Origin of the sequence: Bosea vestrisii, from assembly GCF_030144325.1 — a bacterium.
GTDB classification, from domain to species: Bacteria; Pseudomonadota; Alphaproteobacteria; order Rhizobiales; family Beijerinckiaceae; genus Allobosea; species Allobosea vestrisii_A.
On sequence record NZ_CP126308.1, the window covers coordinates 216,108 to 238,403 of the forward strand.

Annotated in this window: 15 protein-coding genes and 1 pseudogene; 12 read left to right on the forward strand and 4 right to left on the reverse strand. The window is 60.9% G+C overall.

Annotated elements, in window-relative coordinates:
* The first annotated feature begins 22 nt into the window (after positions 1 to 22).
* The gene (locus tag QO058_RS30190) at positions 23 to 1,030 is read left to right on the forward strand and encodes a hypothetical protein (RefSeq protein WP_284173124.1); all 1,008 of its coding nucleotides are present in this window, start codon (positions 23 to 25) and stop codon (positions 1,028 to 1,030) included.
* Positions 1,031 to 1,043: 13 nt separating this feature from the next.
* Here QO058_RS30190 and QO058_RS30195 read toward each other — a convergent pair whose 3' ends face one another.
* Entirely contained in the window at positions 1,044 to 1,736 is a 693-nt protein-coding gene (locus QO058_RS30195; RefSeq protein ID WP_284173125.1) for a hypothetical protein, read from the reverse strand.
* Positions 1,737 to 2,266: 530 nt separating this feature from the next.
* Between QO058_RS30195 and QO058_RS30200 the strand changes: the two genes are divergently transcribed.
* The 11 genes and pseudogenes from QO058_RS30200 to QO058_RS30250 all read left to right on the forward strand — a co-directional run bounded on the left by QO058_RS30200 (position 2,267) and on the right by QO058_RS30250 (position 19,843).
* The gene (locus QO058_RS30200) at positions 2,267 to 5,980 is read left to right on the forward strand and encodes a hypothetical protein (RefSeq protein WP_284173126.1); all 3,714 of its coding nucleotides are present in this window, start codon (positions 2,267 to 2,269) and stop codon (positions 5,978 to 5,980) included.
* A gap of 535 nt (positions 5,981 to 6,515) precedes the next feature.
* Positions 6,516 to 6,794 carry a hypothetical protein gene (locus QO058_RS30205; RefSeq protein ID WP_284173128.1) on the forward strand — a complete coding sequence of 93 codons (279 nt, stop codon included), beginning with the start codon at positions 6,516 to 6,518 and terminating at the stop codon, positions 6,792 to 6,794.
* Between the two features lie 360 nt (positions 6,795 to 7,154).
* A complete protein-coding gene (locus QO058_RS30210; RefSeq protein WP_284173129.1) occupies positions 7,155 to 7,760 on the forward strand; it encodes a hypothetical protein in 606 nt (201 codons plus the stop codon).
* Positions 7,750 to 10,872 (forward strand): DEAD/DEAH box helicase, encoded by a 3,123-nt coding sequence (locus QO058_RS30215; RefSeq protein WP_284173131.1) that lies wholly within the window; start codon positions 7,750 to 7,752, stop codon positions 10,870 to 10,872. Before QO058_RS30210 ends, QO058_RS30215 begins: the two co-directional genes overlap by 11 nt.
* A gap of 367 nt (positions 10,873 to 11,239) precedes the next feature.
* Positions 11,240 to 11,716 carry a hypothetical protein gene (locus QO058_RS30220; RefSeq protein WP_284173132.1) on the forward strand — a complete coding sequence of 159 codons (477 nt, stop codon included), beginning with the start codon at positions 11,240 to 11,242 and terminating at the stop codon, positions 11,714 to 11,716.
* A gap of 227 nt (positions 11,717 to 11,943) precedes the next feature.
* The gene (locus tag QO058_RS30225) at positions 11,944 to 12,333 is read left to right on the forward strand and encodes a TIR domain-containing protein (protein WP_284173134.1); all 390 of its coding nucleotides are present in this window, start codon (positions 11,944 to 11,946) and stop codon (positions 12,331 to 12,333) included.
* Positions 12,333 to 13,326, forward strand: a pseudogene (locus QO058_RS30230) (caspase family protein). The gene QO058_RS30225 and the pseudogene QO058_RS30230 overlap by 1 nt, the downstream one beginning before the upstream one ends.
* Before the next feature lie 17 nt (positions 13,327 to 13,343).
* Positions 13,344 to 13,820 carry a toll/interleukin-1 receptor domain-containing protein gene (locus QO058_RS30235; RefSeq protein ID WP_284173135.1) on the forward strand — a complete coding sequence of 159 codons (477 nt, stop codon included), beginning with the start codon at positions 13,344 to 13,346 and terminating at the stop codon, positions 13,818 to 13,820.
* Between the two features lie 321 nt (positions 13,821 to 14,141).
* The gene (locus QO058_RS30240) at positions 14,142 to 16,658 is read left to right on the forward strand and encodes a caspase family protein (protein WP_284173137.1); all 2,517 of its coding nucleotides are present in this window, start codon (positions 14,142 to 14,144) and stop codon (positions 16,656 to 16,658) included.
* 2 nt (positions 16,659 to 16,660) lie between these two features.
* The gene (locus tag QO058_RS30245; protein WP_284173138.1) at positions 16,661 to 17,770 is read left to right on the forward strand and encodes a ComEC/Rec2 family competence protein; all 1,110 of its coding nucleotides are present in this window, start codon (positions 16,661 to 16,663) and stop codon (positions 17,768 to 17,770) included.
* A 24-nt stretch (positions 17,771 to 17,794) separates the two neighbouring features.
* Positions 17,795 to 19,843, forward strand: a complete 2,049-nt coding sequence (locus tag QO058_RS30250; RefSeq protein WP_284173139.1) for a caspase family protein — start codon at positions 17,795 to 17,797, stop codon at positions 19,841 to 19,843.
* Positions 19,844 to 19,859: 16 nt separating this feature from the next.
* Here QO058_RS30250 and QO058_RS30255 read toward each other — a convergent pair whose 3' ends face one another.
* The 3 genes from QO058_RS30255 to QO058_RS30265 are packed head-to-tail and all read right to left on the reverse strand — an operon-like array spanning position 19,860 to position 22,263.
* Positions 19,860 to 20,384, reverse strand: coding sequence for a lysozyme (locus tag QO058_RS30255; RefSeq protein ID WP_284173140.1), 525 nt, complete (start codon positions 20,382 to 20,384; stop codon positions 19,860 to 19,862).
* A gap of 29 nt (positions 20,385 to 20,413) precedes the next feature.
* Complete coding sequence (locus QO058_RS30260) at positions 20,414 to 21,307, reverse strand: N-acetylmuramoyl-L-alanine amidase (RefSeq protein ID WP_432212094.1); 894 nt, start codon at positions 21,305 to 21,307, stop codon at positions 20,414 to 20,416.
* 47 nt (positions 21,308 to 21,354) lie between these two features.
* Positions 21,355 to 22,263, reverse strand: a complete 909-nt coding sequence (locus QO058_RS30265; RefSeq protein ID WP_284173142.1) for a hypothetical protein — start codon at positions 22,261 to 22,263, stop codon at positions 21,355 to 21,357.
* Positions 22,264 to 22,296: the final 33 nt, after the last annotated feature.

Here is a 22,296-nt window from a genome sequence, read left to right on the forward strand (position 1 = left end):
CTCGTTCCTTCTCGCGCTCCTCATGCTTTGGGCCCCGACCGGCGTCAGGGCCGAGATCGTCCGCCTGCAAACCGGTCAAGACCTGTTTGGCCAAGGCTATCTCTTCGTCGATCAGGACGGCCGCTGCAAAGTTCTGACCGCCGCCCATGTGGTGTCGCGCAATGGTCGGCCAGTGAACACGATTGTGCGCGACCGGAGGGCGCGTCAACTCGAAACCGATGAACCAGAGGTTTTTTCGCTGAGCCCCGACATCGCCCTGCTGCCGATCAGATCTATTCAAAGCCCCGCCGCCTGCTCGCAATCACGGCTTTCCCGGATCGGCGTCGAGCGACGAGCGCTGGCACTGGTCGACGGTGTGATCGAGACGACCGGCCGAACAGAGCTCCAGCGCGTCCGGGTCGATCGCGCGATTACGGTCATTGACATGCGCGGCGGCGAGCTCTTCGCCGTGAAGCCACGCGATCCTGCCGTCGAGGTCGTCAAGGGGTGGAGCGGTTCGATCGTTCTGGATCCGGATGGGCCTGTCGGCGTGATCTATGACGTCGATGGCAAGACCGGCCACGCCCATGCGGTGCGGGTCGACGTCATTGATCGGTTAAAACAGGCGCGACCTTCAAAGGTACGGTCCACCCCCGCATTCGGCCACGTCAGCGCTGAGCTGGGCGACACGGTCGACGCGGCAGCGGGCCCATCGGGCCTCGTCGATCCTTCCAGGCCGGCATGGGCCGTCAAGCCGCAAGCCAATCTGATTTCCTTCGTGCTTGAATCTGACAAGCAGATCCCCATCCGTGAAGTCGCCGTTGAGCAGGACAACGACGCAAGTTCACCTGCCCTCACCGGGGTGACGATCGAAGTCAGGCTTGAACCTCGCCGTCGCGATCCATTTCTGACCATTCAGACCTGCAAGGCTTCAGCTCCGGCGCGTCTCATAGCCTGCGCTTTCGGCGAGCAGACCCGCGATGCAATTCGAGTCACGTTGACGACCAATAGCCCCGACCCAGTTTCAATCAGATCCGTAACAGTCCGCTGAGCGGTGAGGTGCTTCAGTACATCGGGGCGGTTATGCGAACCCGACCGTAGCTGGTGCCGGAGCAGACGAAAAACCCCTCGATGGTCAGGTTGCGCGTCGAAACGAGCTCCAACGGGCAAGAAAGCCCTGAACTCGCGTGATCGATTCCAACAACTGTAATCAGCCGATCACCATTGACCTGGAAATTGGCATCCGTCTTGCCCCCATAGAACCAGTTAATTCTCAGCTTTCCGCGCGATGATTTGAAATCGAACTCCGTAATGTTGAATTCCGCGCGCATCGACGTCGCCGACATCATCCTGGCCAGACCGTTGAATGCGTGTGTTACACGCGATAACTCGCGAGCATCGTGCTGACGGGCCTTTTCGAGCTGCTGCTGAATATTGGGCTCCAGCGCAAGGTCCGCGATAAAGCGTCCGACACCTTGAAGATAGGCACGGAAGGCCGCACCTCGCAGCGTGGTGTCGTTACCTGACAGGGCCGTCTGAATGGCGATCTGGAGTTTTAGCGTGTCGCGCTCGCCAACCAGTGCCTCAAACAAAGACAGTCGCATCGTCGGGTCGGGATCGTTGATCTGCTCGCGAACCTTCGCCAGCTCATCGCGACGCCTCTGTGGGTCCGAAGTCTGAGAAAAGGCTTCTCTCGGCCATGAGACGAAGATCAGTAACAGGCAGATGCCACGGAGCCAGGCATTGGCATACTGCATCAGTCATCTCCACCCATAAAGCATTGGCTATGTTGTGTTGGCACGACAGTAATTTGCTTAGGCCTACTGAGCAATCAAGCAAAAACTTGCCCCCCTCGGCACTGGTACTGAGTTGAGTGCTTATTGCCCTGTTCTCTTTGCGGCTGTCTGAGCTCCATCCGGCAGCTCTATGAGCGATCTAGATCGATCGCTTCCCTCACCGGCGCTGGCCATGGCGAAAGCAAGGCGCCGGACAAAGGCTATGTTCCCAGCGCGGTGTCGGCGAGGTCAACCGTACGAGGTCCTCGCTGTGAGTTGGCCAGATGCCCAACGGAAACGGACTAGGTTTTCACCAAATCTGCTACTGGCTGCTTTCGCCGCAACCGACGAGCGGAACGGCCGCTTCTCAGGGGCAAGGGCCCAAGTCTAGCTTGCCGGGCGCCCCAAATGAGAGCTGTCATGAACTCCGCTATGGGATGATAAGCTGAGGGATAAGGCAATGCCAATCGCCAACTCCCTAGCGGATCAGCACGAACATTCGGAAACCCTCATTGTTTTCCCTCCGCCCGCCTCCCGCGATTATCCGCAGTCTCACTCCGCTCGACGGCGTAGCACTTCGTCTCATGTTGACGGGCTTGCTGCTCGAACCTGCTTTTCTCGCTAATCACGCCCGCATCCTGACGCTACTGCATTGGACGCTGGTACTAGCCAAGGGGCGACGACCGCCGACCAAGAACGATCTGACGGTTCTCTTTGCCGCTATGTCCGATCACTCCTCTTTCTCATACGAAGACCCGGCAGAGGATGTTTTCGTTGACATCGTATGGACCCCTCAGTGGGGTCTCCGGATATTTCCGGGCATGTACACCGGCGTTGGTTTCCATCTCCAACGCCTGCTCGATACCGCCGAGCAAGCCGGCGACGACGTGGCCGACATCTCGGGGGTACGCGACGTCGTGGCGTTGCTGCGTCTGAGCGAATCTCTCGCGGCTAGACGCAGGCTCGAAGTCGGCGCGTTCGCCGAGAGCGAGCCCGGCACACAGCTGCGGCCAAACGTGCGTCGGGCGTTCAAATTCGGCTCACTGGCCCTCTTTCGTGCTGAGGAGCTGGATGTATTGAGCATCGAACGCGAGCAGCTGAATAGGTTTGTTCTTCAGCCAACACGAAGGCTGCTGGAGCAACCGTTTGGCGGCACAGATCTTGACCACTTTCCCCTCATCGAGTGTGAGGACGGTTTGCAGGTTCTGAGCCCGTCCGGCCTTGCGAATGCAGCTGTGGCGCATTTGGTGTTCTCACTGGGCCCCTCGCACGCCGAAACCCTATATCAGCGTGATCTTGTGCGCTGGCTTGGGGTGGATCTGCCGCGGGCCCGCGCCAAACCCCTTCCAGGGCGCGAGCTAGGCTTGCCTGATCCGGGCTGGAGCAGGTCGATCAAGGATCGTGCCTTGGCGCTTGAGTTCGACCATGACAAGCACGCGCATCTGCTGCTGCTGGAAGCTAAGTGGCCAGAATCGCGCGAAGATGCCGAGTTAATACGGTTGGGTGGTGGCCGTGCGCTGGCTATCGCGGTGAGCCGTCTAGTCGCTCAACTCCATGAGACTCTCGAAGAAGACAGTGTCAGCGACGCAGGCCTGAGTCTGGTCGTGCACAACTCGCCGGGCTGGGGCCTTGAGATCGGCGAGCTACCCGACATTGGGCCAAAGTGGTTTGTCGTCACGATGAGCGCCTACTCATTTTCGATGCTCCTGCGCGCCCCGGGTTTCGAGCTTCTCAAGCTCTGGAAAATGCTCGCCGAGCTCCGGGAGCTAATGCAACGCGGCACGATCATCAAACTCTGGCCAGATCCGCTCGTCTATTGGAGCGTCTGGGAAAATTTCGGATTCACATTCGCGCCGGCGCTGGCGGATATGCGCGGCACTGCGTTTATCGGCGACACAACGCTTCTGGCACCATTGATCCGTCGGATTAGGGAAGCATGGCATACCCATGGTGTACGCACCCCTTGGGGTGAGATTGCTGTGGTGGAGCGATATCCTAGCGACGATGGCACCTCCCCTGATCTGCAGATCCCGGTCTACCATGATCATTTGGCGATCTCAGGAGGAACACTCCTCGGGGCGATCGAGAACGAACACGGCCCGTGGTGGGTATCGGTTGGCCGCCCTCCCTTCAGCACAGAAGATCGGCAGTTTCTCGGTCTTTTGTGGCAGGCAGTGCTGGAATGGTTAACTCGCGCTGCCGCCGGCGCAACGAAGCGGCTTTCGGCTGCCGCGAAGCCTCTGCTTGTGACGCTGCTTCCGATACCGACCACGATCACCGATGGGCCGGACAACGCGCAGTTTTTCTACTGCCCAGATGGCTCGGAGGTGAGGATTATGCTGCCCGCCGATCTCATGGAGCGCATGGTCCGGGTGGATAATGAGGCCGAGATTCAGGTGTTGGCTTGGGTTCTCGAGGGCATCCTGACGCTTCGTGGCGAGACCGCCACGGTCAAACCGATGGCTTGGGCGCGCGAGATCCTCGCCAATCCGGATCTGAAGATGATCCACATCACTCACGGTGTTGATCAGGCCTTCGCCATCGATCTTACGGCGGATAAAACCCGCTATCGCCCGCTGCAGGAACACGACCTCGCGACCGCAGGCCGCTGGATGGACGAGCGCCTGACCGTCCGCGGTGACCTCACGGTCGCACCCCCCATGACGCTGATCGGCGATGCCGTACAGGTCAACACGATCCTCAACGCAGCCGTGGACGTACACTGGGAGGCATGCCGCGATCGACTTTCAACCCTTGACCGAAGCGCGACGTTGCGCCTTGTCCTCGGATTGATCGAGGCGACGCATAGACATCGGGTCGATGACGAGCGCGGCGCGCGGGCACGGCGTATCGCTTACGCAGATGACCCACAACTTGGAGTCCGGCGCGCCAACCAGCGCGATCAAGCCTTCCGAACCTATCGCGTCGTTGCCGAGATGGCGCTTTGCGCCTGTCCGCTGACAAGCGGACGCCCACCGGGACTTTCGGACATCGACGCCATCGCAGCGCAGGTGGCGGCGCTCGTCCGCATGGCCGAGTTCAGCGATGCTGCACAGCGCAAACTCGTGAAGGGAGAGCTCACATTTCTGCCTAACGGCTCCATCTTGCCCTATGGCGGAGGCGCTGAGGAGTTCATGACGCAATATCTTCACGCGTGCCTCGAGGAGTCCGTAACTTTGGACGAGGAGGGCTATTCAAACCTCTACGACACACCGCAAGACGACACGGAGTGGGTCGCCGGGCATGAGGACGATCTGCTGCCACCTGACATCGAGGCAGAAGACAACGGCGCCTTCGAAAATGCAGTCTTGGAGGAAATCGGCCTGACCATTTTGGCGGTCGCGACAATCGCATTCGCCTTGCAAAGCATCGCCGGTGAGAGATCCTCTGAGGTCACCTGTCTGCGACAGTCCGCCTTGACGGCAGCCGTGATCGAGATGACTGGCCGGCTGGGGCACGCCGTTACCAGCAGCGAGATTGACCGCTTTATAGCGGCTTTCGGCTTACCGACGCGCTCTGCCTGGGACAAACCACCTCCTGACTTTACCGCCAATGACATATTTCCCTGGTTCTACGAGCGTCGGCTATCGCTGATGACCCGTCCTCTGCTGGTCCTGAGCGGCGAGGACGATCCTGAGATCATGTTTGGCGTTCGCCAGGTCCGAATGGGGAGCGATTATGCAATGCTATTGCTGGAAATGGGAATCTGGGACAAGGCGAGGCTGCGTTCTCCAGCGGCTAAGGAATATATGGACACCGAGGTCGCCCGCCGCGGCCGCGCGTTTGAAGACAAAATCGCGAGCATCTTCGCCAAGGGCGGCTGGACGCCGCATAAGTCGATCCCGATGGCGCGCTTCGGGGCCAGCAAAAAACTCGGTGAAATCGACGTGCTGGCGGTCAGCGCAAATGGCAAGACCTGGGTGGTTGTTGAATGCAAATGGTTCGGAGCTGCCCGCACCCCTCGCGAGGTGGCCGCGTGGATGCAGGACTTCCATGGGCGCGACGGCGACAAGCTGCATAAACATCTTCAACGCTGCGATTGGATCGAGGCCAATTCGTCAATCGTCGCGCAGCGGCTTGGTCTCGCGCCCCCTGAGAGGATACTGAAGCGACTGGTCACGACCCGACCCGCCCCGCTGGCTTACGTCCACGAACTTCCGACCCAAGCCAACGTACGGACAGAGCGGCAGCTTCAGAAAGAATTTGGTTCAGGGTCGGCAACCTGAGTAGCAGATTGGGGTAATTCAATTTAGTAAGCTATAATGCGGAACACTAATGTCTGTATCTTTTGAGAGTGCCAGATAACTACTGTTCTTATGTATCAATTTTTACTGGCCGTTCTTCTGCAATGCCCCACCGCCCACCGGTAGGGCACCATGGCGCCGACAGCAATGTTGCGTAATCCCCGCTGCCTCCGGCTCATCCAACCTGTGCACTGCCAATGATCCGATAGCGTCTGTCGACGATAGGCTTCCGGTCGGCGAGCGGTGGGCCATCGGAATACGGAGGTTCCAGATCTCATCGAGGATTTGAGCGACGTTCGCTCACTTCAGATCTGGGTGCAGAGAACAGGACGCAGATGCTACCAATTGTGGTGGGAGGCCTGCCCCTAAACCCGACACAATACCCCCCGGCCCGCGGGGGGCTGGGCCGGGGAGGTGTTCGACCTTCGCTGCTCTCGGTCAGCTTGCTTCGTATGTTCCAGAGTTTGTCAGCCGCAGCAACGCACCGACAAGGGCCTGCATTAGGAGAACAGGCCAGTTGGCTGAACCGCCGGTGACGGGTTGGCAACTTGTCTATATCCCGGCGGAGCCGATGGCAGAGCGTTCGAGCGACGCGATAGTGAAGGCGACAACGAAGAGACTTCCGTCGCTAGCAGAGGAGCTGCACATGGTTTCGATCGTCCCTCGGGTGCCACTCAAGCGCGCCGATGATCTTGTTGGCCGCATCGAAGCCTTGGTCGCGGACGCGCAAGCGAAAGGCCAGAAAAGCATCGCTTACTTCCTCAACATGGCATTGATAGAGCTCGAATCCAACTGAGGCCCGGAGAAAACGATAGCGGCGTTGGCGCCGATGATCGGCCTCGCTTGCCGAAGCGCTGATCCCATACGGCATTGCTGTCAGCTCTAAATTGGACTGCGCAACATCGGTTGCTCCAACCCCGCCCATCGGCAAGGGCCGGAAAATCGGGCATCAGGCCGACGGAGAGGAAGGGCAACCCTTCGCGCGCTACCACGACTCAGAATGAAACAGCTGTGGACGACGCATTGTCGTTGCCCAGAACAACACTCAAAGCTTGTGAGATGCAGGAGATTCGCGTCGTAATATGGCGCCGTTCGTGGTACGTTCCTTGTTGGGCATGATCCGTTAGGCTGCATCGCAAATCGCTGGAAGGTGGCAATGACTGTTTTGGGCGAACTTCTTTTCTATCGGCGGGATCAGGTCGACCTCGACGCGATTCTCCGGCACCACGCCGAGCTGCTGCGGCAGCACGTTGATAAACTCTCAGACAAGCTTTTTTCAGAGAAATCGGACGATGAGATCGCGGAACTCGTTGCGAAAGAGGCGACGATCAAGCCACTGGAAGTAGATTTTGCGGCCGCGAAGCCGAGCGTTGAGGAAACGCAAGTCGAAGTTCACGACCGGTACGGTTTCAATCGGGGCCCCACTCGCGTTCCGGGCTTAAAGGCTACCAAAGCAATCCCATTCAAAGGCGATCCTGATCTTTGGCGCCTGCGGACAAATCCCTTCAACATGAACCCACCGCGTGGCGATATCCGCGGCGGCAATCTCATTGTCGGGATCACCGTGCCCGCGCAACAAGCGAACGAGGCTGCCAAATACATTGAGGATACGATCAACCAGATTCCGGAATACCTAGCGCGCCAAGCTGCTCAGATCGAACCGCATAACGCCGGCCTGGCCGGCCAAGCGATGCAATGGGTCAAGGCACGTCGTCAACGCCTCGGCTCAGCCGCGGACCTGCTGAAAAAGCTTGGCGGCTGAAAAGCGCATGGCATTCCGCGGGCTTTTTGTCGGGATTGATCGATACCTTTCAACGGATATCAATGAGTTGAGCTGTGCCCGCCGGGATGCCGTGGCGCTGGAAGCGCTATTCGCGGACACATTGGGCGGAACGTCGACTCTCCTCGTTGACCAAGATGCCACGCGCGCGCGGCTCCAAACCGAGTTTGAAGCGCTGGAGGGATGTGCTCCTGAGGATACCGTCGTCATCTGCTTTTCCGGGCACGGCTCGGAAACGCATGAATTGGTGACCCACGATACGCAGATCGACGACCTTGCTGCGACCGCCATACCTCTTGAGCTCATTGAGCAATGGTTTTCCCGCATCCCGGCACGCCGTTTGGTCTTTTTCCTGGATTGCTGCTTCTCGGGCGGCATAGGGGCTAAGGTACTCAAGGTTGAGGCTCGCCCGCGAGATCTGCGCTCGGTTGAGATGAAACTCGACCACCTTGCGGGTCAAGGTCGTATTATTTTTACGGCGTCGAACGCTCACGAGCCTGCTTACGAACACAACCGCTATGGCCATGGCTTTCTGACCTTCTATCTCCTGGAGGCCTTGCGCGGTGTCGAAGATATCGTCGAAGCGGGGAAGTTGCCGATCTACCGTCTGCTCGACTACGTAACAGAACGCGTCAAGGCAGCCGCCCAACAGATCGGCCGGCCGCAGAATCCGACATTCCGCGGCAGCATCGACGGCGGCCTCCACTGGCCTGTCTTCGTGCCAGGCGCGAAGTTCTTCGCTGCCTTCCCCGATAGCATGCCGGCCCCGGTGACGACGGACATTCGCTCACTTGAGAAGGTTGGTTTTCCCTCTGCCTTGGTCGATGCATGGGCCGGCCCGATCCCGTCGCTTAACGCGCTTCAGGTCGACGCAATCAATGGGTTCGGCGTACTCGACGGCAACCATCTGGTCGTCTCTGCGCCAACGTCATCCGGCAAGACGCTGGTCGGGGAGCTGGCTGCCCTGAAGCAGGTTCTTGAACGCAAGCGGGCCATCTTCCTCCTTCCGCTAAAGGCCCTGGTTGCCGACAAGAGACGACATTTTCAAAGCACCTACGCTGCCTTCGGTGTTCGAACGATCGAAGCAACGGGTGAGACAGACGACATCTCGCCATTCATCCGTGGCCAGTACGACATCGCGCTGCTGACATATGAGAAATTCGCTGCCGTCGCGTTGAGCTATCCTCACGTGCTCGCCCAGGCAGGCGTGATCGTCGTCGACGAAGCCCAGATGATCGCTGATGAGAGCCGCGGCGCGAATCTCGAGTTCGTCCTGACCTTGATCCGCATGCAGCGGCGCGCAGATGTTGAGCCGCAAATCATCGCCCTATCCGCTGTCATCGGTGACACGAATGGCCTCGAACGATGGCTCGGCGCGAAGCTCCTTCGTCGCACCGAGCGGCCAGTACCGCTCGACGAGGGACTTCTCCTAGGAGACGGCAGCTACCGTTTTCTGGACTCGGCAGCCGGCCAGGAACGCCGTTCGGATGGTCCCATCATCCGGCGCTTGTTTGGAAAGGGTTCCAGTCAGGATCTCATCATCCCTCTGGTCCAAAAGCTGGTCGGCGAGGGACAGCAGGTTATCGTCTTTCGCGAGCAGAAAGGCGAAACCCGGGGGTGCGCGCGTTATCTCGCAGACGCGTTGGGCTTACCGCCTGCATCTGAAGCTCTTGAACAGCTCCCGGCCGGCGATCCTTCTCAAGCCAGCCAAGATCTGCGAACGACGCTCGCCCAAGGGGTCGCATTCCACAACGCTGATCTGGAGCCTGAGGAGCGCCGGATCGTCGAGGAGGCGTTCCGGGATCCTGCTGCGAAGCTGCGCGTCATCGCGGCGACGACAACCCTGGCCATGGGGGTGAATACGCCGGCATCATCGGTGATCATCGCCGGGCTGCAACATCCCGGCGACAAGCCATACTCCATCGCAGAATATAAGAACCTGGTCGGCCGAGCGGGCCGGCTGGGCTACGCCGAAAAAGGGACCGCCTATCTCATCGCGATGGAGCCGCGCACAGAGTTCAATTTTTGGTCGCGCTATGTCACGGGCACTCCTGAGGACCTCGTCTCCCGCTTCCTCAGCTCCGGAACCGATCCCCGCTCCTTGATTGTTCGGGTCCTTGCTGCTGCCCGACGCGCAACCGGCGATGGTGTCACAGCGGACGAGATCATTGATTTCCTGGAAGCGAGCTTCGGTGCGTTTCAGGCAGCGGCTCAGCGGGAAAGCTGGCGCTGGAGCCGGACCGATCTTCTGGCTGCGCTGGGCGACCTGCAAAGCCATGGACTCATCGAAACCGACCAGCACGAGGCCTATCATCTGCTGCCGCTCGGCCGCTTGGCAGGCGAATCTGCAACAGAAGTGGGCTCGATAATTCGGCTGGTAGAAAGTCTTTCAGGAATCGCCCCTGACGACGTGACCGACCCCGCTCTCATCAGCGCTGCCCAGTCCACGCTTGAGCTCGATCAGCTTCACTTCCCGATCACCAAGAAGAGTACTCAAAAGGAGCCCGCTCTCTGGGCCCAGGAACTCCGCAACCAAGGCGTAGCCCATCGCATTTTAAACGCGTTCCAACGGTTTGCCGTGGATAGCCACCAACCCACGCTTCGGGCCAAGAAAGCTGTGGCTTGCCTGCTGTATGTTTCCGGCCAGGCGATGCAGGAAATCGAGCAAATCCTCACGCAATTTGGCGGCGCTTTTGGCGGTGCCGCCGGCCCTGTGCGTGCCGTTGCCGCGCGAACCAGTGATGTATTACCGACAGCCGCTAAGGTCGCTGAAATCCTTCATCCGTCGCTGAAACTCAGCGATCGCGTGTCGCGCCTGACGGTGCGTTTGACCTATGGGATCCCGGCTCCCGCCGTTGATTTGGCACGCGAGGCCGGCAATGAGCTCCTGCGAGGCGACTACTGCCGCCTCGCACATAGCGGCCTCTGTGAACCGGTTGCTATCGACAATGCCGACGAAGCGACGATTTTGGCCTGCGTTGACGGCAATAAGCGCAAATTGGAAGTTATCCGGCGCGCGTCCAGACAAACGACTGAACGGCGATCCAAGGCGGCGAAACCCGCAACGCCAATCCTTCAGGCATACGTTGGATGAATTCCCTTCGCCTCAGGCATGGCCCCGAAGTCACCTCGGCAGTTCAGCGCCGACCGTCTCCAGGGCGATCCCCTGAGTGCGTGCAAATTTCATGGTTTGTTCTTGCACGTCCGCGTGTGACGACGGTACGTTGTGATGCATACTCAAACGCATCAACAAGGAAAAATGCCATGACCGATGACGAGCCGTCCGAAGTTGTTCAGTCGAACCACAGCCTTAGCTCGAGTATCATTGAAAGGGGGCTGAGCTCGGCAAACTTGCAGGCGGCTTTAACCGCTCCCACCGCGCCGGCTCCGGCGCCAGCCGCTTCGGAACCTACAGCGCCGGCACCCGCACCTGCTGCATCCTCCCCAGGATCTGACAAGGCGTGAGTGCCGAGACGGATCTTGCCTCCGCGATTGGGCAATGCCTTTCCGCAGCGGCTGGTATCTTCGGCTTGGGGTTCATCGGCTGGCAGATATCCGTCGCCCGGCGAACCACCGACCTCCAGGCGCTGCAGACATTTCTACGGGACGCCAAGGAACACGAAGGCGCACTCCTCCGCGCGAAAGGTCAGAATGAGCTCGAGCGCGAACAAGCCTTCATTGAATTCTTGAACTTTATGGAGGCTTATGCAGCGGCCCTGAACGGGAAATTATTCCCGAAAACCAGCCGGGGTATTGTGGTCGATAAAATAGTCGATGCGCTGACTCTCATCGCCGGCTTGCCTGAATGGCACGACAAGCTCGAAGCTTCGATCACGAGTCACACGACTTTTTCGGCGCTGCGGCGTTTTATGCAGAAGCACAAAAAAGCTCTTGCTGACGCACGAGCTGTTCGCGGCGAACTCACACGCCCAAATTGAGCTTTTGTCCCCACGCACCGGCTATCAAGGCATTGTAGACCGGCCACTGCGCGCGTCGTGTTATCCGTACCTCGTGGCAGGCGCGGGTGCCAAATCAATGCTTTTCCGGAATATTGGTAGACAACGCACGCCCATAGCGTGCAAAACGGAAAATCATGCGTTAGAGTGGAGCATTAGAATTACTCGCTAATCCACAGCAATAACGAGGTCCGGGGGGCCGCTATAAAATGGCGAAGAAACGCGTCTTCATTAGCTTCGACTATGATCACGACGAAACACTAAAGACATTTCTGATCGGCCAAGCCAAGCTGCCTGACAGCCCTTTTGAACTGGCTGACTGGTCAATCAAAGAGCATATGACTGGAAACTGGAAGGAAAAAGCTAGAGCCAGAATTCGAAGCGTCGATGTCGTTATCGTATTGTGCGGACTCAATACAAATACCGCCGCCGGAGTGAGCGCTGAGCTCGCCATCGCCCGAGATGAGGCGATACCCTACTTCCTGCTGTCAGGATACAAGGACCGGACCAATATTAAACCTACTGCCGCCCTTACCACCGACAAGATGTACAAGTGGACATGGGATAATTTGAAAATCCTCATCGATGGGGGCAGATAATGAAGCGCGCGCTGGTCATCGGCATTGACGACTATTCAGTGAAGCCGCTCGGTGGTTGTGTCAACGACGCGATCTCTCTTGCGAACACTCTTGAGCGTAACGGAGATGGCTCTCCGAATTTCGGCGTACGAGTCCTCACGAGCAACACCGGACCAATATCTACGCCTGTGATGTACGATGCCATCGTCGAGCTTTTCAAGGCGGATGCAGACATTGCGCTGCTATTCTTCGCCGGGCACGGCATCATCAATACCGAGACCAACTCTGGCTATCTTGTGAGCCAGGACGGCACCCGGCCAACGTGGGGAATTTCGCTATCCGACGTCTTAAGCCTGGCCAACGAAGCTTATCCCCGGATCAAATCAACCGTCATTGTACTGGATAGCTGCCAGTCCGGCTACGCGGGTGAACTCCAGGGCCTTTCGGGCTCCCATTCAGCTCTCATTGGCAATGGCGTCACGATACTAACAGCCTGCCACCGGGACGGCGTAGCAGGTGAATCGGGAGGCCATGGCCTCTTCACGGGCCTTCTTTTGGACGGCTTGAGCGGCAGCGCCGCGGATGTGTGCGGTCGCATCACGCCAGCCGGTCTGTATTCGCTCATCGATCAGACGCTTGGTGAGTGGGAGCAGCGGCCCGTTTATAAGGCTAACGTCCAGACCTTCGTGGTACTTCGTAGCGTTGCGCCGAAGATACCTCTCGAAGTGCTCCGAAGGCTTCCTGAGTATTTCCCGGATCCGGCGTTCGAGTTCAAACTCGACCCCTCTTTTTGAGCCCGATCGCAAAGCTCTGTCGGAGGAACAGCAGAGTACTTTCCCCAATAACGAGGATAACCAGCGCACGTTCAAGGAACTTCAGATGTGCAACAGGCATGGATTGGTCGCGCCAGTCGATGCGGAGCACATGTTCTACGCGGCGCTCGAAGAGAAGGGGTGTCGGCTGACTGCCCTCGGTGCACATTACAGAAATTTGGCGATCCTGAAGAGAATTTAGTTAATAGGGAGAATAATATGCCGAGGGTTTTTGTCTCGCATAAGAAAGAAGATAGCCAGATTGCATCCGGAATCGCTGCCTATTTGAAGGCAGGCGGCCTGAATGTTTACATTGACACCATCGACACTCAGTTATCGGGAAGCGGCCCAGATCTGGCTGACTACATCCGAGCACAGCTTGAGAAATGCACGCAGCTCCTTGCTGTCATCAGCCCTGAAACCCAGGCTTCCTGGTGGGTGCCATGGGAGATCGGCGTAGCGACCGAGAAAGAGCGGTTTCTGGCATCTTTTGTCGCAAACCAGGCCAAGGTGCCCGAGTACCTTGAGAAGTGGCCGTATCTCAGGAACAGCGCGGATCTTGACGTCTACATTCGAGAATCGAAGCGCGCGCAAACTTTGGTGGAAGAGCGCGTCCGCGGGGGCTATCGCACAACGGCTCAAGCAACGGGCTTCCGGTCGTTTCATACGAGTTTGAAGTCCGCTCTACGCCAATAGAGCTGCCGGGAAGGGCGCGCCTTCACGGGCCGGGCAAGCAAGCGAGCTAGCTTTACACGGGCGTGGGGTGAACGGCCTCGGGTTGTTCGGAAGGCCGTTTGGTTCGAGTCATGCCGCCATGGCTGGCTCATCCAGCATGGCGTAGTAGCCCCCACGCGCTTCTGAACTGAACCTTCCGTTCTGCACTTTATCCTTGTAGCGCACCTAACTCTACGTAATGTTAGGCGTTGGAAATGGGGGCGGACTCCTTATTTGGAGCTTTTGGCTGCCTAGCCTTGAGGGCCGACATTGAACTCTCAGCAGGATCAGCAGATTGGGCTTGTGTTCAACGACACGACACGCGCGCCGTCCGCGTCCTCGGCGCATGTCCTCGTCGTCGGTGTCGGGCATTACGGAGCGGCGGCCGGCCTCGCGGAGCTGACCTCGTCAACGAGATCGGCGCGCGAGATCGCCGGCTGGTTCCTGCGCACCCAAGGTGACGGCATCACCCCACTGCCGGCGCCCGAGGGGTTCGCGAACGGCGGGGCCCCTCTCGGCAGCCTCGCCATCCTGCTCTCGGAGGGTGCGGACCGGGCTGCTACCTTTGCCGGGATCGACGTACCGCGCGCCACCTCCGCCAACCTGAAGCTGGCCTTCGGGGCCTGGCTGGCGCGCGCGACCGGACACCGCGACAACATCGCCATCCTCTATCTATGCGGCCACGGCCTGCGCGACGAGAAGCATACCGCCTTCATCCTGGAAGACCGGGACAGCGCCAGCACGACCAACCTCGTTAACGGCCTGATCGGGCTCGACGTCCTCGCCGACCTCATGAAGCGGCAGCCGGTCCGCTCCCAGCTGCTGCTGTTCGACTGCTGCCGGAGCAATATCTCGCTGGGCCTCCCCGATCGGTTCCAGATCGGCACCGACCTTCTCCCCCTAGCGGCGATGCCGGGCCCCGATATCGAGCAGATGGCGATGTTCGCGGCCCAGCCCGGCATGGAGGCCAGGGGTCGGATGGGACGCAACTCGCTCTTTGCCGAGAGCCTGATCGCGGCACTCGGCCATGCCGGGGCGTCGAAGATGACCGGGTCGTGGATCGTCAGCTCGCTCGGCATCTTCCGGGCAATGGACAGCTATCTCGAACTGTTCGCGCGCTCGGAGCATCAGTTCCAACGCATGGACGCCAGCGCCCTGGCGGATTTCCCAATCCACCAAGCCTCGATCTCGGCCAGCGAGGTTCACGCCTATATCAGCCTTGCCGATCCCTCGCTTTGGGAAAAGGCGACGATCCTGGTGCAGCCATCCAGCGGGCTCGCCACACCGCTCGCCAAACCGGCCGGGCAGCGCTTCATCGCGACCAAGCTCAAGCGCGACGAGCCGGTCTCGCTGATCGCGGATTGGGGGAATGGCACAAGCTCGCTGCCGGTCGAGCCCGACAGGCCGGTGCTCTTCGCGCGCATCGGCGCACCCAGCCTCGCGACCGTTGCCGCCGCCCCCTTGCCAGTATCGCGCGGCATCAACGAGAGTTTCGGCGCCCCTTTTGCACTGCCCGACCCATTTCCCATGCCGTTCCCCGCTCCTGGGACCCCTGGCGACGGCGCGATCTTCGATCCGTTCAGGGCCGACCGTTTCGACGCCCCCCGGGGAGGAACGCCGGCTCCCAGAAGAGGCGTGGTCATTCTGGAGCACCCGCGGCCAACCGAGCTTGCCGTCGTCGCGACATCGAGCGGCTCGATGCCCGCTCCGGCCGGCATCGTCACGGTGCAGCCTGGCGACGACGCGCCGCCGGTGATCAGGCTGCTATCGGACGTCATGGACGGCATTGCAGTCGCACCCGGCCGGCACAGGGTCGCATTGGCGCTGCCTGACGGGCGGAGCCTGCAGGAAACCGTGATGACCGTCGCCGGTAAGAAGACCACGGTGACGTTCGATGCCGGCGGCTCCCCGCATGAATGGCTCGCTACGGCGGCTGCGGCCGGCGTGCTGCCGCTGCCGCTGCGCGACCAGCCGGCTTTGCGGGCCTCCCGGCCACTCTCCTTTACCGCCGAGCTTCGAATGCCCCTGCGCTTCGAGGCGACGGCGGCGACGGCGGAAGATGTCGGCGCGCGCCTCGGCGACCATGCGATGAACGACGGCGCCGTCGCCAGGCTCGACATCGTCGAGCTGGTCCAGAAGCGTTTCAGGAGGGAGCCGGATGGATCGGTGCGCGCGAGGCCGCTCTGGCTGCGCTGTGCGGTCGATGGCTTAGCCTTCGATGTCGCTGTGCCGACGCCGGGCATGATCTGGACGGATCTCGGCTGGAGGCCGCATCTCGTCGCGGTTTCCTATAAGGGATCGCAGAAGGTGACGGCGCTCGCCGAGCCCGGCCCCGCTGCGCCCCTCTTCGCCTTCCTCGGCCGCCGCGATTTCGGCAATGCCGCGATAGCCACGGCCGCGCTGCTTGCCGGCAGCGACCGCGCCGCCATCGTCGGCAGCAAGAACCCGCTCGTCAGCGCGGCCGTGGCTATCGCGGCGCTGGCATCGCGCTACAAGGCGCCGGGGCTGTCCGCGAAATGGCATGACGACTTTGCCGGGCAGCACCCGTCATTACCAGACGCCGCCATAATCGCGGCGCGACGCTTGTGGAACGATGATGCCTTCAGCGACCGCCCCGAAGTGATGCGGGCGCAGCTCGAAACCGCCTACAGCGCCGGCGTGCCGGTCTTCGGCATCGCGCTCGACTGGCTCGCCCACGGGCTTTCGCTGTTCGACGACGACGACGCCCGCGGCATGGCCAAGCGCGTCCGCGCTGTGGCGCAACGCACAATTCAGGGCCAGCTTTTCACGACATTGCGCGCAATACCGGGGGAGGACTGATTATGGCGCCTGTTTTCAAGCTCACCATGCATCCGGCCTCGGAGGGCGATTGCGCCACGCTCGAATGGGGCGAGGCAAGCGCGCCGCGCCGGGCCCTGGTCGACCTCGGCCGCACCAAGGACTATCGGGCGCTCCTGCCGGAGCTGAAGGCCAGGAAGAGCTATGATCTCTTCGTCATCACCCATGTCGATGCCGACCATATCGAGGGGGCGATGCCGCTGGTACGCGCGGATGCGCCCTCCTTCGACCCCGGCGACGTCTGGTTCAATGCATATCATCATCTGATCGAGGCGCGGGACCGGGCGCAGGACGACTACGAGGCCTATGGCGCCGTGCAGGGCGAGAAATTGTCGGCCGGCATCCTCAAGTTCAACTGGCGCGCACGCTGGAACAAGGCCTTTGCCGGGCGCGTCGTCTCCATCAACCATCCCGCGGCGCGAGAGCCTATCAAGTTCGGCGACATCGAGTTCACCTTGATCTCGCCCGACGACGAGAAGCTCGCCGCCTTGGTGCCGAGATGGTTGGACGAGCTCGAGAAGGCCAATCTGCGCCCGCTCGACCCGGATCTGGTGCAGGAGGACGGGGAGGCGACCGAGTCGTTCGCGATGCTCGACGTGGACGCCCTAGCTCGCCAACCCTTCAACGAAGACACGGCGGCGCCGAACGGCTCCAGCATCGCGTTCCTTGCCAGGTTCGACCGAAAATGCGTGTTGATGCCAGGCGACGCGCATCCGGGCCTGATGGCGAAATCGCTTCGCGACCTTGGCGCGACGACCGACGATCCGATGCCGATCGACCTGTTCAAGGTCTCCCACCATGGCAGCCAGGCAAACACTTCCCCGGAGTTGCTCTCCCTGGTCGACTGCCGCCGCTACGCCTTTTCGACGGACGGGACGAGGCACGACCATCCCGATGCGGCAACCATCGCGCGCATCCTCAAGCAGGAGGAACGCCGCCGCAAGGCGCGGCCGCAGCAGGAGCGGACGGAGCTGATCTTCAATTTCCGCCAGCCACGTACAGCCTGCTGGGACATACCCGCCCTGAAGGACAAGCACCATTACGACTGCGTCTTCCCGGGCGAGGGGGAAAGCGGCGTAACGATCACAATCTGACTCCGGGCGGAGAGACCTGAAGCCATGCCGCGCAATCTGGGCAAACGCGTCGCGCTGGTGATGGGCGTCGAGGATTACGAGGCGCTTCGGCCGCTGCAGCGCCCGGTTTCGGATGCGCGCGCCGTCGCCGCGGCGCTGAAGGAGCTCGGCTTCGAGCTGGAGCGCAGCGCGAGCGGGGAGGACTTCATTCGCGATCCCGAACGCGGCGAGGCGCTCACCGCGCGCGAGGACTTTCTCGATCGCACGCGCGACGCCGACATCGCGCTCTTCTACTTTTCCGGCCACGCCGTTCAGGTCGACGGCGCCAACTATCTCCTGCTCAAGGATTCCAGCGTCCCGCAGAAAGCCCTGCTGAACGACCTGACCCTGCCGCTGTCGAGCGTCCTGGAGCGCATGCGCAATCGCGCCAGCAATAGCATCATCATCCTCGACGCCTGCCGCAACGACCCGTTCAGGGGCCAATTCCTCAAGGACGAGGACGATAATGCGAAAGGCGTGACCCTCCCGCCGACCGGGCTGGCAGGCATCTCATTGCCGAAGGGCAGCAAGAGCCAGAATCCGCGCACGGTTCACATCATCTTCTCCACCAGCGACGGCGCGACGGCGGCCGACATGGTGCGCAGCAGCGATGCCGCGCTGCTCCAGGAGATCGGCAACAACAGTCCGTTCACGGCCGCCCTGCTCAAACACATCAAAACGCCGGGGCTCTCGATCTCCGACATGGTCGGCCATGTCTCCGCCACGCTCCAGCAATGGACCGGGTTCGAACAGCAGCCCTGGCACAATTCCCTGCCGGGATCGCCGGTGCGGCTGAATCCAATCGACGAACCACAAGAGCCGGCGCCACCTCCAGAGGTTCCGAGGCCGCCTTTCCTGCCGGCCGAGATCGCAAAGTTGCCGGAGTCGCCTGCGCCAATATCCAGGCCGAAAGCCGGGCGGACAAAACGGCGCTTCGCTGCCGTCGCCGGCGTGATCGCCTTCGGTGTCTTCACCGTCTATCCTCGGGTCGTCTCGCCTCCGCCCAATCCCATCGCGGCCGATCCCACGTCGGCCGACCTTACATCCCTGCTCTCGCGCATCGGCGACATCAATGCCGACGACAGCGATCGACGCCGGCGGGCAGTCGCCGCCTTGGAGGCAGCGCTCGGCAACGTCGGCGGGCTGCAGCCGGTAGAGCGACAGCGGTTGGCATCGGGACTGACCCGGCTCGCGATGAAGCCGTCGCGCGATGGGCTTTCGGCAGAAGGACGCTATAACGCGTTCTATCTGCTGGCAAAGGTCGAGCCTAACGCGTGGCAGGACGAGGACTGGGCCGAAACTCGGGCCGGGCTGCGCCGGGCCCTGCTTGATCTGCAGGCGGATGCCACGTCGGGCGGCATGCAGATCGGCGCACAGACGCAGGCCGTCGTCGACAGCCTGCGTGGCCGCGTCTTCGCCCCGGCCGAGACTCGGTCTACCAACCTGAATTTCTCAAACCAACAATATGGTGGCTCGATGAGCCGCGCCGATGCCGGCAACATTCAGGCGGTGCTGACGGCCCTATCCTGGAAGGTACTGGGACTTGACGGAACTCGGGTGACGACCGCCGCGGCCGTCGGCGTAAACGCCGTCCGATATGGCCCACCCCAGGATCGTCCTGCGGCTCGCAGGCTGGCTCTGGATTTGCTCGCAGCCGGCGTTCCGGTTCTGGGCCAACCGGTGAGCACTCCGAATATCGACGGCAAGGGGCCGATCGAAGTCTGGGTCAGCACACCCGTTCCAGCTGACCGCTGGCGCGAGACAAAACCCGTCGCGGCGTGGTGCTTCCAAGGTCGCGAAGAAGGGGCTGTTTTTCCCTTCTCGGTGAGATGTCTCCCGACGGCTGCGGAATGTAAAAACAAGATCAATGAGCGCAGCGCGTACCCTACCACGAACTCCCAATGCCAGTTCATGCCATTTCTCGATGAGGTGCAATGGCCCCCTGGCTGGATCATCGACGATCTTGGTGCTTGGAGTGGCGGCCCGAATCGGAGATCCTATTATATGGAGAGTCCGGCGCCGTTTGCTCGTCCATATCCGGCAATTCCGGAATAGCTGTCGCGGGCAAATGCTACAGCCACTTCGTCAGATCGATCGCTTTGCCCTTGCTCCACTCGACCTTTCCGGTCGTGTCGGCCGGGACGAGATTGGCCTTGCCGCCGTTCTGATAGGCTCCAGTGGCGAACAGCGTCTGCTCTTTCGTGCGGCGCTTGAGGATCTCGGGCGGCTTTTTCCAGTTCAGGAACTCGGCGGCCGCTTTCTTGCGGTCGCCCGCATTGAGCGACGTGACGAGCGCCGCCTTGGCGATTCCGCCGGTATTGAAGTGGAAGGAGACCAGCGCGTCGAACTCGGTCTGCGAAACCTTGACCTTGACCGCCTTGTTAACCGCCGCGATGTAGCTCTTGAGATCGTCGAGGTAGAGCTCAACTACCTCCGGGATCGACATCTCGCCCCGATAGGTCTTTGGGTCCGGCGCGCCGGCATTGGCCGTGTGTCCGACGCCGATCGTCCAGATGCCCTTTGAATCGCGATAGCGCGTTTGCACGATTGCCTCATGGCCGATCAGCTCGCGCAGCCCATCCTTAGAAAACGTCATACTCGCCATCAATCGCCCCTTTTTTATGCTCAGTCGCCGGATGTCTGCTTCAGCTTTTGCTTCAGGTCCGGATGCAGCGGGTTGGCCGCGAGCCCTTTCATGTGGACATAGCCGGCATGGCGGTTGGTCTCGTCCAGGCCGACCGAGGCCCAAGCGGTCAGCCAGCGCTTCTTCTTGTTCGCGGGGGTATTGGCGACACCGTCCAGGCTGAGCAAGGGCGGCCCATATACGACCGAGCGGATATGCACCCTCGTCCCATGCGGCAGTTTGGCGATAATCTTGCCATTCCCCCGGCGGTCTTCGCGCAGGGGAATCGTGCCGCCCGGCGCATCGACGGTGGTCTTCAGGCCAAGGCTTGGCGCTGATGCGATGAGCGCGTTGAGCGGCGCGAAATCGAAGAGCGGGCCTGGATCGAACTTGCCCATGATCGCGACGTCATGATGCCCGACTACCTCGGTGATGGCATAGGCGCCGATGATGTCGGCCACAATGCTGTTGCAGGCCTCGATCTGCGCCTTGGGATAGATCTCCCAGCTTTTCATGCCCTGGTCGTTGGGATTGTAGATCAGCCTGGCGTTCGCGTGCGGCCGATCGCCATGGGCATACCCCATGTTCATGAGGCAGACGCCGATCGAGCCGATTTGCTCGCTGCCGGCATCGCGTACGTTCTGAGGACGCTTCCAGTTACTCCGCCCCGGATGGGCCGCCGTTTTGGTGAAGGGCCGCGTTTGATAGGCCTTGCCGTCCTTAGCGATCAGGATGTGGTAGCTTAGCTTCTGGCTGTTGAGGGCAGCCACCGCCGCCGCCACTGTATCGGTCACGGAATAGTGGATGACGACGAGCTTTGGATTGGCCTGCTGGCCTCCGACGTGGTCGAGCGGCTGTTTCGGGATGCCGACGATCCAGTGTTCCTTGATGGGCATGGCCGCCCCTTTCCCCGGTTGCTCTTATGGTTTCGCGCGACGGCGATTCATTTATTCAAGGTGCCCTGAAGGCGCGTGAACTGCTCCGGCACGAGACGCTCCGAGAATCCGGCTATGGCCGACCAGACGAGCAGTTTGGCGAAGTCAATCGATGGAACGACCGCGAGCCAGCCCTGTCCGTCCGGGATCTTGCGCGTGAAGACCGAAAACTCCTTGGCCGGAAAGATATCGCCCCCCAGCAGATGGCCAGCGATCATCAGATAGAGAAGGAGCGCGGCCGCGCCGCCGAAGATCAACCTCACGGCGACGCCCCAGGTCGAGAACCCCGAGACCAGATCGTCATAGTCGATGTCGGCACCCTGGATCGCAATCATGCGCGACATGCAGGCGCCGATGATCCCAAACCAGACGACAACGATGAGGTGAACGCGGCCAACGGCGCCGGCCATGCCGAAAACCATCAGATAAAGCGCCAGAACCACAACTGGCCCAACGAACAACCCTAGCGCAAGCCGGTTCAGCTTCCCGGTCAGTTCCTTCCTCGCCCGGCGGTTTACGCGCTTCAAGGTCGCAACGGCCTGCATGGCTCTGGCCAGCTCCGCGAGCACTGCCCTGCGTCCATCCGGCGTCTGGCCGTTCTTTGTGAACTCGGTCTCGAGCGCCGCTGCCGAGGCTAGGCCGGCCGCAGAGGCCAGTGGACGGCGGCTGGCGAACTGGGCGCCGACGAGCGGGTCGGGCATCAGTCCGATCAGCCGCAGATCAATCTCGTGGAGCTCGGACCATCCAATGAAGTCATCCGCCTTGATGTTGTCGAGCAGCGTCTGGAGCGTCGCATCCTTAAAGGTTGGCTCCGTTGCCGGCGCCTGCGGCAGCTCGACATTGAGTTGGTCGTGCAACGCGCGCATCTCCCCCAGGGTGTCATTCCATTTGGCATCCAATTGCTGAGCCGTGCTCATCGCGCCCTCCCCTTGCTATAACGATTGGCGCCA

Coding starts and splice junctions, on each gene's coding strand:
- QO058_RS30210 (WP_284173129.1), top strand. CDS start 7,155: ATGACTGTTTTGGGCGAACTTCTTTTCTATCGGCGGGATCAGGTCGAC.
- QO058_RS30245 (WP_284173138.1), top strand. CDS start 16,661: ATGGCGCCTGTTTTCAAGCTCACCATGCATCCGGCCTCGGAGGGCGAT.
- QO058_RS30250 (WP_284173139.1), top strand. CDS start 17,795: ATGCCGCGCAATCTGGGCAAACGCGTCGCGCTGGTGATGGGCGTCGAG.
- QO058_RS30190 (WP_284173124.1), top strand. CDS start 23: ATGCTTTGGGCCCCGACCGGCGTCAGGGCCGAGATCGTCCGCCTGCAA.
- QO058_RS30195 (WP_284173125.1), bottom strand. CDS start 1,736: ATGCAGTATGCCAATGCCTGGCTCCGTGGCATCTGCCTGTTACTGATC.
- QO058_RS30260 (WP_432212094.1), bottom strand. CDS start 21,307: ATGCCCATCAAGGAACACTGGATCGTCGGCATCCCGAAACAGCCGCTC.
- QO058_RS30265 (WP_284173142.1), bottom strand. CDS start 22,263: ATGAGCACGGCTCAGCAATTGGATGCCAAATGGAATGACACCCTGGGG.
- QO058_RS30225 (WP_284173134.1), top strand. CDS start 11,944: ATGGCGAAGAAACGCGTCTTCATTAGCTTCGACTATGATCACGACGAA.
- QO058_RS30235 (WP_284173135.1), top strand. CDS start 13,344: ATGCCGAGGGTTTTTGTCTCGCATAAGAAAGAAGATAGCCAGATTGCA.
- QO058_RS30255 (WP_284173140.1), bottom strand. CDS start 20,384: ATGACGTTTTCTAAGGATGGGCTGCGCGAGCTGATCGGCCATGAGGCA.